Source organism: Janthinobacterium fluminis (assembly GCF_028595325.1).
Lineage (GTDB): Bacteria > Pseudomonadota > Gammaproteobacteria > Burkholderiales > Burkholderiaceae_D > Janthinobacterium > Janthinobacterium fluminis.
In genome coordinates this window covers 117,776-131,680 of the sequence record NZ_JAQQXR010000007.1, presented here as the reverse complement: position 1 = coordinate 131,680, position 13,905 = coordinate 117,776, and the positions used below count along the sequence as shown (strand labels likewise).

The window sequence follows — 13,905 nt, the reverse complement described above, 5'->3', positions numbered from 1 at the left end:
CGCTGCTATTCGCTCGCTTCCACCGTGCGCCCGTTCAGGGCTTGCACCGGGCGGGCGTTCATCGGATACAGTTTTTGGAAGGACTTCAATTGCGCGGCCGACAAGCTCACCGGCTGCTTCAGCACATGCCACAGCACGCCCTCGCTGCACGGCGGCGTCGTCAGCGAGCCGACATAGGCGTAATAGCCGCGCCGGGCCGGCAGCACGGCTTCCGGATTGATACCCTCATCCAGCTCGCGGCTCTCGTTCGCCTTGGCCGGCAGCGCGTCGAATACGCCCCGCAGGGCCGGATTGCTGGCGCCCTTCTGGAACAGCACGGCGACGACGGCCAGCTTGCCGGCCTCGCTCTTGTGGACGAAATGGGCCACCAGCGGATAACTGACGCCGTTGACCTTTTCCTCGCTGGGCGTGTGGAAGTGGAATTGCAACAGCTTGTAGTCGCCGTCCGCCAGGCGTATCGCGCCGCCCTCGGCCAGGTTCACCTGCACCGTGTGGCCGTTGTTGACGACGCTGGCGCCGCCGGGCGCGTAGGCGAAGTCGATGGGCGCCAGCTTGGCCTGCCGGGCGCCGCGGATGTCGATGGGCGATTGCTGCTTGCCCAGCTTGCAGCCGGAGAAGCCCTCGTCGAGCTCGCTCCAATGGGCCGGCCCGCCATGGCCCTGGTAAGTCCAGTGCGCGGGCTTGTCTTCGGCCAGCGCGACGCTGCAAACTGCGCTCAGGCCACAGGCCACCAGCATTGAATTGAATTTCATCAGAAAATCCTTTCAGCGTTTGTCAGACTACGGAGGAAGTTACTACCGGGAAGGGAGCCACGGTCCGGGCCATGCATCTGAACAATGGCAACACCGATGCTAGCGCGGCCATGCGCGCCGGTCAACCGCCGTGCGCGCCATGTGTGCACGGCGCCGCACCGGCCGCGCGGCCGCGCGCCTGCGCTGAATCAGATTCGCCGGCCGCTATCGTGGTAAGCTTCGACCCCGCGCAGCGGTCAGGCGCCATCCGCGCCTCCCCCTCAACAAACTAGTACGTACCAGAACAAAATTTATGGATTTCATTCTCGCGCTCAAAGCCGTCATCATGGGGCTGGTGGAAGGTTTCACCGAATTCCTGCCCATTTCCTCGACCGGCCACCTGATCCTGGCCGGCAGCCTGCTCGACTTCACGGGCGAAAAGATCAAGGTCTTCGAAATCGTCATCCAGGCCGGCGCCATCTTCGCCGTCTGCTGGGAATACCGGGCCAAGATCGCCAGCGTGCTAAGCGGCCTGGGCAGCGACGCCAGGGCGCGCAAATTCGTCCTCAACCTGCTCATCGGCTTCCTGCCGGCGGCCGTCCTCGGCCTGATCTTCGCCAAGAAAATCAAGGCCGTGCTGTTCGCCCCGGTGCCGGTGGCGCTGGCCTTCATCGTCGGCGGCGTCATCATCCTGCTGGTCGAGCGCCACGCCCGCGCCAACCCGGTGTCGGTGCGCATCCACGCGGTCGACGACATGAGCATGCTCGACGCCCTCAAAGTGGGCCTGGTGCAAGCCTTCGCGCTGATCCCCGGCACCAGCCGCTCCGGCGCCTCCATCATCGGCGGCATGGCGCTGGGCCTGTCGCGCAAGGCCGCCACCGAATTCTCCTTCTTCCTGGCGATCCCGACCCTGCTGGGCGCCACCGTCTACTCGATCTACAAGGAGCGCGCGCTGCTGTCGCTGGCCGACCTGCCGCTGTTCGGCGTCGGCACGCTGGCCGCCTTCGTCTCGGCCTTCCTGTGCGTGCGCTGGCTGCTGCGCTATATCAGCACCCACGACTTCACCTTCTTTGCCTGGTACCGCATCGTCTTCGGCCTGGTGGTCATCGCCAGCGCCCATTTCGGCTGGGTAGTGTGGGCGGATTAAAGCAATGATGAACCAGGACCTACAAGCGCAAGCGCTGCACCAGCTGCAAACCGTCTTCGGCTATCCGGCCTTCCGCGGCCAGCAGGCGGACATCGTCGACCACGTGTCGCACGGCGGCGACGCGCTGGTCCTGATGCCGACCGGCGGCGGCAAGTCGCTGTGCTACCAGATTCCGGCGCTGCTGCGCGACGGCGTCGGCGTCGTCATCTCGCCGCTGATCGCGCTGATGCAGGACCAGGTCGACGCCCTCGCCGAGGTCGGCGTGCGCGCCGCCTTCCTGAACTCAACCCAGACCTACGAGGAAGCCAGCCGCATCGAGCGGCTGGTGCGCAGCGGCCAGATCGACCTGGTCTACGTGGCGCCCGAACGCCTGATGACGCAGCGCTGCCTGGACCTGTTCCAGGCCTCGAAGATCGCCCTGTTCGCCATCGACGAGGCGCACTGCGTGTCGCAGTGGGGCCACGACTTCCGTCCCGAATACATCAAGCTGTCGGTGCTGCACGAGCAGTTCCCCGACGTGCCGCGCATTGCCCTGACGGCGACGGCCGACCCGCAGACGCGCGCCGAAATCGCGCTGCGCCTGCAACTGGCCGACGCGCGCCAGTTCGTCTCCTCCTTCGACCGCCCCAACATCCGCTACCAGATCGTCGAGAAGGCCAACGGCCGCAAGCAGCTGCTCGACTTCATCACCACCGAGCACGGCGGCGACTGCGGCATCGTCTACTGCCTGTCGCGCAAGAAGGTCGAGGAGACGGCCGAGTTCCTCAACGAGAACGGCATCCGCGCCCTGCCCTACCACGCCGGCATGGACTACGCCAAGCGCAGCGCCAACCAGGCCCGCTTCCTGCGCGAGGAGAACATCGTCATGACGGCGACCATCGCCTTCGGCATGGGCATCGACAAGCCGGACGTGCGCTTCGTCGCCCACCTCGACCTGCCCAAGAGCATCGAGGGCTACTACCAGGAGACGGGACGGGCCGGCCGCGACGGCATGCCGGCCAACGCCTGGATGGCCTACGGCCTGCAGGACGTGGTGCTGCAGCGGCGCATGATCGACGAGTCGGACGCCGACGACGGCTTCAAGCGCGTGCTCGGCGTCAAGCTCGACGCCATGCTGGGCCTGTGCGAAACCCTCAGCTGCCGGCGCATGCGCCTGCTGGAATACTTCGGCGAGCCGGCCACGCCCTGCGGCAACTGCGACACCTGCCTGATGCCGCCGGTGTCCTTCGACGGCACGGTGCCGGTGCAGAAACTGCTGTCGGCCATCTACCGGGTCGACCAGCGCTTCGCCGGCGGCCACGTCATCGACGTGCTGCGCGGCGTCGAATCGGAGCGCATCAAGACCTGGCACCACGACTCGCTGTCGGTGTTCGGCATCGGCGCCGAGCGCAGCGAACTGGAATGGAAGGCGATCCTGCGCCAGTCCATCGCGCTGGGGCTGGTGACGGTCGACCACGAGCAATACAGCTCGCTGAAGCTGACCGACGCGGCGCGCCCGGTGCTCAAGGGCGGCCAGAAGGTGCAGCTGCGGCAGTACCAGAAACCGCTCAAGACCAAGCGCACCTCGACGGCCGCGAAAGGCTACGCCGAGACCGACCTGTCGACCCAGGAACAGGCGATTTTCGACAAGCTGCGCTGGTGGCGCGTCGAAACGGCGCGCACCCACAACGTGCCGGCCTACGTCATCTTCGTCGACGCGACGCTGCGCGAAATCGCCAAGGCGCGCCCGACCTCGCTGGAACACCTGCGCGGCGTCTCCGGCGTCGGCGAGAAGAAGCTGGCCTCCTACGGCGAGGAAATCGTCGCCATGATCAGCGAAATGCTGTAAGCGGCGGGCGCGCAATCCGCACAATTGCGCGCGGTTCGCGTGCAATTGCGGCCAAAGCCGGTTACGATCACGCATGGAAACCAAATGGCTGGAAGACTTCATCTCGCTCGCCGAGACCAACAACTTTAGTCGCTCGGCGGCCTTGCGCCACGTGACCCAGCCGGCGTTCTCGCGGCGCATCCAATCGCTGGAAAACTGGCTCGGCACCGACCTCGTCGACCGCACCTCCTACCCGACCAGCCTGACCCCGGCCGGCGTGGTCTTCTACGAGCAGGCGCTGGAAATGCTGGGCCAGATCAACGGCGTGCGCGCGCTATTGCGCGGCAAGCGCGCGGCGGCCCAGACCAGCGTCGACTTCGCCGTGCCGCACACGCTGTCGCTGACCTTCATGCCGAAATGGCTGACGGCGCTGGAGCACGGCTTCGCGCCGATCAACAGCCGGCTGATGGCCCTCAACGTCCACGACGCCGTGCTGCAACTGGTCGACGGCGGCTGCGACCTGCTGCTGTGCTACCACCACCCGCGCCAGCCGGTGCAGCTCGACCCGGGCAGCTACGACATGCTGGTGCTGGGCCGCGAGGCGCTGCGCGCCTACGCCCGCTGCGACAAGGCGCGCACGCCCGACTTCGCCCTGCCCGGCAGCGCCGCCGAACCGCTGCCCTTCCTGTCCTACACCAACAACGCCTACCTGGGGCGCATGGTCGAACTGATACTGACGGACGCCAGACAGCCGCTGCACCTGGCAACCTGCTACGAGACGGACATGGCCGAGGGCTTGAAAATGATGGCGCTGGAGGGGCGCGGCGTGGCCTTCCTGCCCGAGTCGGCCGTCACGCGCGAACTCAAACAGAAGCAGCTGGCGCGCGCCGACGGCGGCGCGCCGGGCTGGGAAATCGACATGGAAATCCGCCTCTACCGCGAACGCCCGTCGCCGCAGCGGCCGGGCAAGCCGATGGTCGAAAGCCTGTGGCAATACCTGGAGCAGGCGCAGAAAAGCCGCGCCGGCAAGCGCCGCGCGCGCGCCGCCGCGCCGCGCCAATAAGCCGCCGCGGGCGGCCGGGCACCATACCACTTCAACAACTATGCATGATACGCATAGTTAAATGCGCACAAAGCATTAGCCTGCCCCTGGCACTTGGCCTACGATTCGGCTCTCGCTGCGCGCGCGCGTTTGCGCGACGCCACTCAACGTATCGTCAGGAGCATGAAGCATGACCCGTCAACACGAACTGCCTTCCTATCTCAATCCACAAGAACTGGGACCTTGGGGCGTCTACCTTGAACAAATCGACCGCGTCACCCCCCACCTTGGCAGCCTGTCGCGCTGGGTGGAAACGCTGAAGCGGCCAAAGCGCATCCTGACAGTTGACGTACCAATCGAGCGCGACGACGGCACCATCGCCCACTTCGAAGGCTACCGCGTGCAGCACAATATGTCGCGCGGCCCGGGCAAGGGTGGCGTGCGCTTCCACCAGGACGTGACCCTGTCCGAAGTGATGGCCCTGTCGGCCTGGATGACGGTCAAGAACGCGGCCGTCAACGTGCCATACGGCGGCGCCAAGGGCGGCATCCGCGTCGATCCGAAAACCCTGTCGCGCGGCGAACTGCAACGCCTGACGCGCCGCTACACCAGCGAAATCAGCATCATCATCGGACCGACCAAAGACATTCCTGCACCGGACGTCAACACCAATGAACAGGTGATGGCCTGGATGATGGACAGCTACTCCATGATCGGCGGCAATATGTCGACGGGCGTCGTGACCGGCAAACCCATCTCGCTCGGCGGCAGCCTGGGCCGTCGCGACGCGACCGGCCGCGGCGTCTACGTCGTCGGCTGCGACGCCGCCGCCAAGATCGGCATGTCGATCGAAGGCGCCAAAGTCATCGTCCAGGGCTTCGGCAACGTCGGCGGCGTGGCCGCGCGCATGTTCGCCGAAGCGGGCGCGAAAGTGGTGGCAGTGCAAGACCACAAAACCACCGTCGTGCATCCGGGCGGCCTGGACATTCCACGCCTGCTGGCCCACGTTGCCGAAGTCGGCAGCGTCGAAGGCTTCCCCGGCGCCGACAGCTTCGTGCCGCGCGAACAATTCTGGGGCATCGACTGCGACATCCTGATTCCGGCCGCGCTGGAACAGCAGATCACCGCCGAAAACGCGGGCCAGATCCGCGCCAAGATCATCCTGGAAGGCGCCAACGGCCCGACCACGCCGGCCGCCGACGACATCCTGACCGACAAGGGCGTGCTGATCATTCCAGACGTGCTGGCCAACGCCGGCGGCGTCACCGTCAGCTACTTCGAGTGGGCGCAGAACTTCTCCAGCTTCTTCTGGACCGAAGAGGAAATCAACTCGCGCCTGACCCGCATCATGCGCGAAGCCTTCGACTCGGTATGGCAAGTGTCGCAGGAAAAGAAAGTGTCGATGCGCACCGCCACCTTCATCCTCGCCTGCACCCGCGTGCTGCAAGCGCGCGAAGTGCGCGGCCTGTACCCATAATGCGGCAGCGGGCGCCGGCGCACATGTGCCGGCGCCCGCCGCAAGCGCGGGACGTAAAAAAAGCAGACCTCGGTCTGCTTTTTTTACGTCCGCGACAGCCAGGTGCCGCGGCCGCGCCTTACTTCTTGACGAACACCAAATCCCACACGCCATGCCCGAGCCGCAAACCGCGGTTCTCGAACTTGGTCAGCGGACGGTAAGCCGGCTGCGGCGCATAGCCTTCCGCGGTGTTGGCCAAACCCTCCTCGGCGCCGAGCACCTCCAGCATCTGCTCGGCATACTCCTGCCAGTCGGTGGCGCAATGCAGATAGCCGCCCGGCGCCAGGCGCTCGGTCAGCAGCTTGACGAACGGCCCCTGGATCAGGCGGCGCTTGTTGTGGCGCGCCTTGTGCCACGGGTCGGGGAAGAACACATGCACGCCGGCCAGCGAATTGGCCGGAATCATATGCGTGAGCACCTCCACCGCGTCGTGCTGGATCAGGCGCAGATTCGTCAGCTCCTGTTCGCCGATCTGCTTGAGCAGGCTGCCGACGCCGGGCGTGTGCACCTCGACGCCGATGAAATCCTTCTCCGGCATGCCCTTGGCGATGTGCGACGTCGTGTCGCCCATGCCGAAGCCGATTTCCAGCACCGTCGGCGCGCTGCGTCCGAAAGCCTGGGCGAAGTCGAGCGGCGCCTTGTTAAATTCGAGCAGGAACTGCGGCCCCAGCGTTTCCAGCGCGCGCGCCTGGGCGATCGACAGACGGCCGGCGCGCGTGACGAAGCTGCGGATGCGGTGTTCGGTCGGATCGTACATCATTGGCCGGGCTGGGCCGTTTTGGGGCGTATCTGAGGACATGGGAATGAGGGAGGTAACGGGTAAAAGAACTGCCGGGGCGCCGCTGCGGCGTCGAACCAAGGCGAATCTGGAGCGGGTGAAGGGAATCGAACCCTCGTCGTAAGCTTGGGAAGCTTCTGCTCTACCATTGAGCTACACCCGCGAAGCCTGCATTTTACGCGGCTTTCATCGCTGTTGCAACGCCGCATCATGGCTACTGTGATGGAAAACAAGATGGCCGATTTTATTGAGATGTGATGGCCGAATAAACAACAGCTTCCTCCAAAAGCGGAAGTCCTGCTTTCCCCGGAATTCGCCTCGAAGCAGTTACTCAAACCAGCTATCTTCTATAGTTTTTCATACTTTTACTCTTTATTTTTAGGGGCATTGCACTTTTTAGTGTCATCGTAATTTTTTACTCCAACTCACTAATTTTGCGCACGAACCGTAAGAAGAATAGGGAATTACACGGCATCTTTCCTCAATAAATTTATGAAATTTCAAATAATTCGATCCCGTATTTTTCCCATCTAAGAAATTTCTTATCTAAACACTATTATCCTCAGCGCTGATCGTCAACAGAAGCGAATCTAGTGCTTCGTGTTCGTTTGCTGGCAGGATTGACCCGGTCAGATTGACCCGTCCTCCATACCCTCGCGAACGCCGCGCCCCTGTCGTAAGACCCCTCTAACCCCAATTCCTTTAAGTCCTCACGAATCTGTTTTAGCGTGCGCCGTTGCTTGCGCGTCCGTGCTGCTTCAGTCTTGAGTAGCGCGGAAAGCTGGAACGCGTATTTGTCGATGGCGCGGGTGGAACGCCGCTCGGCGTAGGCCGGCTCTATGGTTTCCGAGCGCAGGTAGCGTCGAACGGTGCTTCTGGAGATGCCCAAACGCCTGGCGATCTCTCTCAATGGGACCTGGTCGCGAATGTGCCAGCGTCGAATAATGCCTAGTAATGCCACGTCGATCACTCCAATTCCCCACTCAATGTAGTGAGTAGGATTGTGTCTTATACGTGGGTCAGTTCGGCTTGCAAATTATGCGGTGAAGTGAGTCAGATTTCGCTGCAAATCAATAACATGCTGAGGGGACAGAATCGCTATTAACATCAGATGCTGGATCGTCTAAAAAACAAAAATTTTAAGCAGCCAGCACACAGCGCAGCGGCACCCGTTCCCTGCACTTTGAGTAATTACTAAAGAATAAAGTGATTCTGTCGTTAGTAGAGGTACGAAATCCCTCGTTATCCTAAATATACATATGAAAACCTATCTTTTTGCAGCTATCACCGTCGCATTGGCCGCCTGCTCCTCGCCCCCGACCCAACCCACGACGTTCAACGTCAACAGCGCGGACTTTTCCACCGCCTCAAACGAGAATCTTTGCTCCGTATATGGGTACCGTGCCAACCGTTCAGGCGAGGCCAGAGGGGAATTGATGAAGCGCGGAGTTTTCACCGCTAAAGATTGGGCAAATATCGATGCTCACATTGTTATTCCTGGCATGTCAGAATGTGCAGTCAACGCTGCGTACTTTGTCAGCGTGGCGAAGGTGGAAGGAGCTGTAGATGCATCAGGCAAGCGGATCAGTAGGACGCTAGTTTATGCGTGCAATACATCACCTGTTCCAAACTGTCCTTACACGCAAGTGACATTCCAGAATGGCGTGGTCGTTTCAGTGACACCTAGAAGCACACTTTAAACGCTCGTTGTACCTCTGGAAAGAACCGAAGTTGCGGTCGTGAGTCTCACATGCCCTCATGACGAATCCAGGCGTTGACGCAGAAATTTCTGAGACTGATCCCTCGGGGCGGTCAGAATTTTCCCTGCAAATGTGGGTTCGGCAGGAATCCCCGTTCGCACTGAGCGACAGCACGGCCAACAGTCAGATTTTTCGGTCTGCCATCACAGCGTATCAGTAGCTTTTTCGACTAAACGTGGGGTCGGAAATGTGATGGCAAGTAACTTTTTGATTAAGGTGGAGTTTTGGTGTGATCGCATATTCATGCGCTTCAGAGTCGCACGAACAGTGGCTCTTGACGAGGTGGAGGAGCTTGGGAAGCTTCTGCTCTACCATTGAGCTACACCCGCGAAGCCTGCATTTTACGCGGCTTTCATCGCTGTTGCAACGCCGCATCATGGCTACTGTGATGGAAAACAAGATGGCCGATTTCACTGAGATGTGATGGTTTTCTCGCCCGGCACTATTAACCATTACGGACAAGCAAATTCATTAAAGTGCATGGCGCCGATTTTATTCGCGCCCGCAACCGCCTGCATACCGGTATTTATGTATGTGTGTTGCCATTCCTGTCGTAGATAGGACACAATGCGGCCTGAATATGTTTCGACATCCGGAAAGTGAAATCCCTATTCTTCAAAAGGAAGATGACATGAGCAATTTAAGCATTCCGCAAACCGCCAAAGCAATTGCGGTGTTTTCCCATAGCCGGATAGTGCCAATTTTCTTTGCGGTATTCGCAGTGATCCTGGCAGCAGTGTCGGGTTTTGTGCTGTATCTGGGTACGACCCTTCCCCAAAAAACGCTGAACGACTCCGCTGCCGTGACGCTGCGTAACGGCGCCAAACTGGGGACTCACAGCAATATAAACATTATCTATGGTGCTGCGGCCTTTCTGGCGCTGCTGGCGCTGTTGGTGCTGGTGATGCGCGCGGTGATGCTCAAGCGGCAGAAGAGCCGTTTTGAACTGCATGAAGACGGTGTGGTCCACGAATCTGCCGGCACGCGCAGCTACGCCGCATTTGCCGACATCCAGGACTTGTATCTATTCGCAGCCGGAAAAACCGCCATGGCCGGCATGATCAATAATTTTGCGTATCGCACGGGCTCCGACAAGCCGTGGATACTGGCGTCTGGAGAACTCAAGGGCTTCTATGATTTCATGGACGAGTTTCGCTCCCGTTACGTGTCGCACCGTATGCCCGTTTTAAAGCAGAAGCTTGCCGACGGCAAGCGCGTGAACTTCCACTACATTAGTAGCGGCGAAGTTTACAAGAAGCGATTCTTCGGCGATTTCCTGAATTTCAAGACCCAGGAACTGGCGTTGTCGGCCGAGGGGCTGCATGTGGACGGAGTAACCTGGCCTCGCGCAAGCCTGAAGTGCATGAATCTGAATGATTGGACCGAGAAAGTGACCATCAAGGATACGGCGGGCGGCACCGTGTTTTCTTGCATCGGTACGGGCATCCTGAGTTTCGATCTGTTCACCAATATGATCGACGAAGAGATCATTCAGACATCGTATGCCTGACAGGGTCTGCGCGGCCCGGGTGTGCTTTCGGTCTTGCGTGCCGCGAGCGCGCGGTGGCCGCAGAGACGAGATCAATGGGGCTTCCACGTCAAGGAATATGCCGCGTCGCTAGTGGCCACATAGATATTGGAAGATTTGCATGAGTAACTCCATTGCAGTAAACAAGTGGCTGAAAATGGCAAAAGATGATGATGTTGTTGTTGATCCCAGCAACATTAATCACGAAGCGATAGAAAACATGTGGTGCTTTTCGCCTTTAGAGGATGAAGCGCCAACGATCAATGCAGAAGATATTGTCGATTTCATCAGTCAGGTTATCGAGGATAGAAGGAGAAAGCTAAGAGATAAAGAAATGCTGTTCTATTGCTGGCATGACTTTCAATGTAGCCAGCTTCGCTTCAGCCTTGTTTCAAGATCACATGGTCGGCTTCCATTTGGCTGCGAGTTGAGCGAAACGAAAGAGTTATCGATCATTGCGAACCGCGTGGTGAACGAGGACTGGCGCAACGACGACCACATGCAAGACGCCTTGGAACAAGAGCATGGGCAACAGCGTTTCGCTCTGCAGGTTTTTGTTACGAATGTTCCATGAGTCAGCTCTTACCGACAAGGCTCTGCAGGTTTGCATTTGTGCTTGCGGGGAGACGGCGTTGATAGCCTGCGGCTTTGATTGACGATAGCGAATATTGCAGCAATTCCGTGCAGACACGACAATTTGGCCGGCGAAATGATAAGCTTACAACTCATACCAACGCACAGTCAGGCGCGCACATGAAAGAAAACGAGGCACTTACAACGGCCGGATCAACGGCAGCGGAGGATGCATCGGCCGAGCGGCGCGCAGCCATGCGGGCCCATGCCAAGGCCGACAAATTCCACGTCAAGATTTTTCTCGGCGTGTTCGCCGCCAGCTTCGTCGGCCTGTGCACGTATGCCATGCTGTTTGAAAATGAAAACGGCAACGGCCTGCTGTCGGCCGTTTTCCCCGCTGCAGTGATTTCCCTGCTGATCGGCGCGATCCTGCTGGCCGCCATCAAGACCGCCATCCGGGTCGCGGCGCACTTTCGCTAGTGTCCTGAATCACAAGTTCGTTGAATCATAAATGTGACGAAATCGGCCTGAGACCAGGAGCAAAGCACAGCAAGGCCGGGGCCTTGCGCGCATTTGCGACGCAGTATCAGGGTGATTCTCGCCATATTTATTCAACGAATCTGTGATTCAGGACACTGGCCGCTCACTTCAAGCTGCCGAACACCTTGCTGATGATGGCGCTGCCATACGAAATCGGATCGCGGCGTATGGCTTTTTCCTCTTCGCCTATCATCAGGTACAGGCCGTCGAGGGCGCGCTGGGTCACATAGCTTTCCACCGTGGCTTGCTGTTGCGGCACCAGGCCGGCCTTCGCCACCTGTCCCATCGTCGCGTTGTATTTGCCGGCCAGCCCGGAGCGGTCCGTCACCGATTTCACCATCGGCAAAAATTTGACGGCCAGCGGCGCGGATGTCTTTTCCTTGAAAAAATCCGTCACCGAGGTGTCGCCGCCGGTCAGGATGTTTTTCGCGTCGGTCACGCTCATCGACTTGACGGCGTTGACCAGCAGCGGCTTGGCCAGCGGAATGGCCGATTCCGCCGCCCGGTTCATCGACAGTACCAGCTCGTCGAGCTGCTGGCCACGGCCCGTCATTTTCAGCAGCGGGCGGGCTTGCTCCAGAATGCCGGGAAGCTGGATTTTGACCTTGTCGTTGTTGAGGAAGCCGTTCTCGACGCCGAGCTTGGCAACGGCCGCGGCCGACCCGGCCTCCAGCGCCGCCTTCAGCCCGCTGTTGGCGTCCTGTTTACTGATGCTGTCCAGGGGGCCGGCGATGGCGGCGGCGGCAAACGCCAGCGCGCACGTCAGCGCGGCGGCACGGGGGAGGTTCAAACGTGGCATGGTTTTTCCTTTGGAGGGAGGATATTGTGTCCACGACATTAACACATCCCGCGCCGCCCTGATGCCGCATCGGCGGCGCCGGGCAACGGGGTTCAGCCGGGCAGCAGTTCCAGCCGCTGGCGGGCGTGCGCGAGCTCGCCCGCACCCATGCGCGCGGCCGCCTGGCGCATGAATTTGGCGGCGCCCTCGGCGCCGTTTTTGTCGGCCATCGACAGCCACAGGTAAGCTTGCACCGGGTCGGCCGGCGCGCCCTGGCCGCTGGCATACATCAGCCCCAGGTTGAGCTGGGCGCGGGCGTGGCCCTGCCGGGCCGCCTTCACATACCAGGCGTGGGCGGCGGCGTAGTCTTGCGGCACGCCCTGGCCGTTGTCGTAGCGCAGGCCAAGCGTGAACTGGGCCAGCGTGTGGCCCTGCCCGGCCGCCTTGCGATACCAGGCCAGCGCCTGGGCGCCGTCGGGCGCCGGGCCGTCGTCGCGGTCGTGCAGCAGCGCCAGCATGTATTGCGCGGCCGCGTAGTCCTGTTCGGCGGCGCGGCGATACCAGGCCAGCGCCAGGGCCGCGTCGCGCGGCACGCCCTGCCCCGTGTCGTAGCGCAGGCCGAGGTCGAACTGGGCGCGCAGGTGGCCCTGGTCGGCCGCCTTGCGATACCAGAACACGGCTTCCTGGTGGTCGGCCGCCATGCCGTAGCCGTGGTCGTACAGCAGGCCGAGGTGGTATTGCCCGGCCGGGAAACCCTGCTCGGCCGCCTTTCTGTACCACTGCTGCGCCAATCCGTAGTCTTGCGCCACGCCCTGGCCGTGCTCGTAATGCAATCCCAGATTGTTTTGCGCCCCGGCGTGGCCTTGCTCGGCCGCCTGGCGATACCAGTCCAGGGCCTGGGCCTCGTCGCGCGGCACGCCCTGGCCGTTGTCGTAGATCAGGCCCAGGTTGAATTGCGAGCTGGCATGGCCCTGCGCGGCGGCGCGGCGATACCACAGCACCGCCTTCTGGCTGTCCTGGGCCACGTTCTCGCCCTTGTCGTAGCGCAGCGCCAGGTTGAACTGGGCCGGCGCGTAACCCTGCTCGGCGGCCTTGGCGAACCAGACCAGTCCCTGCTGGCGGTCTGGCGCGACGCCCTGGCCGTTGTCATAGCGCAGCCCGAGCTTGAACTGGGCGCGCGCGTGGCCCTGCTCGGCGGCCTTGCGATACCAGGCAATGGCCAGGCCGAAGTCCTGCGGCACGCCCTTGCCGTTGTCGTACATCATGCCGAGGTTGTTTTGCGCGCCGGCGTCGCCCTGCTCGGCCGCCTTGCTGAACCAGTGCATGGCCTGGGCGCTGCTGGGCGCGACGCCGTGGCCCTTCGCGTACAGCCAGCCGAGGTTGTACTGGGCCGCCGCGTAACCCTGCTCGGCGGCCAGCCGATACCAGTGCGCGGCCTGCTCGTAGCTCTGGCCGACGCCCTGGCCCTTCTGGCACATCACGCCGAGGTTGTACTGGGCCTGCTCCAGCCCCTGGGCCGCCGCCAGGCGATACCAGGCAAAGGCTTGCGCGTGGTCTTGCGCGACGCCCTGGCCGTTGCAGTACATGAAGCCGAGGCTGTGCTGGGCGTTGGCGACGCCGCGCTCGGCCAGCGCCTTGACGCGCAGGTATTCGGCGCTGGAGTGGGCGGCGTCGGCCGCGCTGCGGTTCGCTGTCTGCATGTATC

At 61.6% G+C, this 13,905-nt stretch carries 13 protein-coding genes and 1 tRNA gene; 8 read left to right on the top strand and 6 right to left on the bottom strand.

Annotated features, from left to right (window positions below):
• Window positions 1-5 precede the first annotated feature (5 nt).
• The gene (locus OIK44_RS18210; protein WP_273672732.1) at window positions 6-752 is read right to left on the bottom strand and encodes a carbonic anhydrase; all 747 of its coding nucleotides are present in this window, start codon (window positions 750-752) and stop codon (window positions 6-8) included.
• Window positions 753-1,044: 292 nt separating this feature from the next.
• Here OIK44_RS18210 and OIK44_RS18205 point away from each other — a divergent pair, with 292 nt between their 5' ends.
• The 4 genes from OIK44_RS18205 to OIK44_RS18190 all read left to right on the top strand — a co-directional run bounded on the left by OIK44_RS18205 (window position 1,045) and on the right by OIK44_RS18190 (window position 6,204).
• On the top strand, window positions 1,045-1,878 hold the full coding sequence (locus OIK44_RS18205) for an undecaprenyl-diphosphate phosphatase (protein WP_273672731.1): 834 nt from the start codon (window positions 1,045-1,047) through the stop codon (window positions 1,876-1,878).
• Between the two features lie 7 nt (window positions 1,879-1,885).
• Window positions 1,886-3,706, top strand: a complete 1,821-nt coding sequence (gene recQ, locus OIK44_RS18200; protein ID WP_273672991.1) for a DNA helicase RecQ — start codon at window positions 1,886-1,888, stop codon at window positions 3,704-3,706.
• A 73-nt stretch (window positions 3,707-3,779) separates the two neighbouring features.
• Window positions 3,780-4,748 carry a LysR substrate-binding domain-containing protein gene (locus OIK44_RS18195; protein WP_273672730.1) on the top strand — a complete coding sequence of 323 codons (969 nt, stop codon included), beginning with the start codon at window positions 3,780-3,782 and terminating at the stop codon, window positions 4,746-4,748.
• Window positions 4,749-4,917: 169 nt separating this feature from the next.
• Complete coding sequence (locus tag OIK44_RS18190) at window positions 4,918-6,204, top strand: Glu/Leu/Phe/Val family dehydrogenase (RefSeq protein WP_273672728.1); 1,287 nt, start codon at window positions 4,918-4,920, stop codon at window positions 6,202-6,204.
• A 118-nt stretch (window positions 6,205-6,322) separates the two neighbouring features.
• Here OIK44_RS18190 and trmB read toward each other — a convergent pair whose 3' ends face one another.
• From trmB to OIK44_RS18175, 3 genes are all read right to left on the bottom strand, one after another.
• A complete protein-coding gene (gene trmB, locus OIK44_RS18185) occupies window positions 6,323-7,003 on the bottom strand; it encodes a tRNA (guanosine(46)-N7)-methyltransferase TrmB (protein WP_273672726.1) in 681 nt (226 codons plus the stop codon).
• Between the two features lie 107 nt (window positions 7,004-7,110).
• Window positions 7,111-7,184 (bottom strand) — tRNA-Gly (locus OIK44_RS18180).
• A gap of 399 nt (window positions 7,185-7,583) precedes the next feature.
• A complete protein-coding gene (locus tag OIK44_RS18175) occupies window positions 7,584-7,991 on the bottom strand; it encodes a helix-turn-helix domain-containing protein (RefSeq protein ID WP_420213865.1) in 408 nt (135 codons plus the stop codon).
• A gap of 289 nt (window positions 7,992-8,280) precedes the next feature.
• Between OIK44_RS18175 and OIK44_RS18170 the strand changes: the two genes are divergently transcribed.
• The 4 genes from OIK44_RS18170 to OIK44_RS18155 all read left to right on the top strand — a co-directional run bounded on the left by OIK44_RS18170 (window position 8,281) and on the right by OIK44_RS18155 (window position 11,362).
• Window positions 8,281-8,721 carry a hypothetical protein gene (locus OIK44_RS18170; RefSeq protein WP_273672724.1) on the top strand — a complete coding sequence of 147 codons (441 nt, stop codon included), beginning with the start codon at window positions 8,281-8,283 and terminating at the stop codon, window positions 8,719-8,721.
• A 691-nt stretch (window positions 8,722-9,412) separates the two neighbouring features.
• Window positions 9,413-10,291, top strand: a complete 879-nt coding sequence (locus OIK44_RS18165) for a hypothetical protein (protein ID WP_273672723.1) — start codon at window positions 9,413-9,415, stop codon at window positions 10,289-10,291.
• Window positions 10,292-10,430: 139 nt separating this feature from the next.
• Window positions 10,431-10,883 carry a hypothetical protein gene (locus tag OIK44_RS18160; RefSeq protein WP_273672722.1) on the top strand — a complete coding sequence of 151 codons (453 nt, stop codon included), beginning with the start codon at window positions 10,431-10,433 and terminating at the stop codon, window positions 10,881-10,883.
• 74 nt (window positions 10,884-10,957) lie between these two features.
• Window positions 10,958-11,362: a hypothetical protein gene (locus OIK44_RS18155; protein ID WP_273672721.1), complete on the top strand. Its 405-nt coding sequence runs from the start codon at window positions 10,958-10,960 to the stop codon at window positions 11,360-11,362.
• Between the two features lie 163 nt (window positions 11,363-11,525).
• On the opposite strand, the gene OIK44_RS18150 is transcribed toward OIK44_RS18155, so the two are convergent.
• Window positions 11,526-12,221, bottom strand: coding sequence for a DUF4197 domain-containing protein (locus OIK44_RS18150; protein ID WP_273672719.1), 696 nt, complete (start codon window positions 12,219-12,221; stop codon window positions 11,526-11,528).
• 92 nt (window positions 12,222-12,313) lie between these two features.
• Entirely contained in the window at window positions 12,314-13,900 is a 1,587-nt protein-coding gene (locus OIK44_RS18145) for an SEL1-like repeat protein (protein ID WP_273672718.1), read from the bottom strand.
• Window positions 13,901-13,905: the final 5 nt, after the last annotated feature.

Coding starts and splice junctions, on each gene's coding strand:
- OIK44_RS18195 (WP_273672730.1), top strand. CDS start 3,780: ATGGAAACCAAATGGCTGGAAGACTTCATCTCGCTCGCCGAGACCAAC.
- OIK44_RS18145 (WP_273672718.1), bottom strand. CDS start 13,900: ATGCAGACAGCGAACCGCAGCGCGGCCGACGCCGCCCACTCCAGCGCC.
- OIK44_RS18170 (WP_273672724.1), top strand. CDS start 8,281: ATGAAAACCTATCTTTTTGCAGCTATCACCGTCGCATTGGCCGCCTGC.
- OIK44_RS18190 (WP_273672728.1), top strand. CDS start 4,918: ATGACCCGTCAACACGAACTGCCTTCCTATCTCAATCCACAAGAACTG.
- OIK44_RS18210 (WP_273672732.1), bottom strand. CDS start 752: ATGAAATTCAATTCAATGCTGGTGGCCTGTGGCCTGAGCGCAGTTTGC.
- OIK44_RS18165 (WP_273672723.1), top strand. CDS start 9,413: ATGAGCAATTTAAGCATTCCGCAAACCGCCAAAGCAATTGCGGTGTTT.
- OIK44_RS18150 (WP_273672719.1), bottom strand. CDS start 12,221: ATGCCACGTTTGAACCTCCCCCGTGCCGCCGCGCTGACGTGCGCGCTG.
- OIK44_RS18160 (WP_273672722.1), top strand. CDS start 10,431: ATGAGTAACTCCATTGCAGTAAACAAGTGGCTGAAAATGGCAAAAGAT.
- OIK44_RS18205 (WP_273672731.1), top strand. CDS start 1,045: ATGGATTTCATTCTCGCGCTCAAAGCCGTCATCATGGGGCTGGTGGAA.
- trmB (WP_273672726.1), bottom strand. CDS start 7,003: ATGATGTACGATCCGACCGAACACCGCATCCGCAGCTTCGTCACGCGC.
- recQ (WP_273672991.1), top strand. CDS start 1,886: ATGAACCAGGACCTACAAGCGCAAGCGCTGCACCAGCTGCAAACCGTC.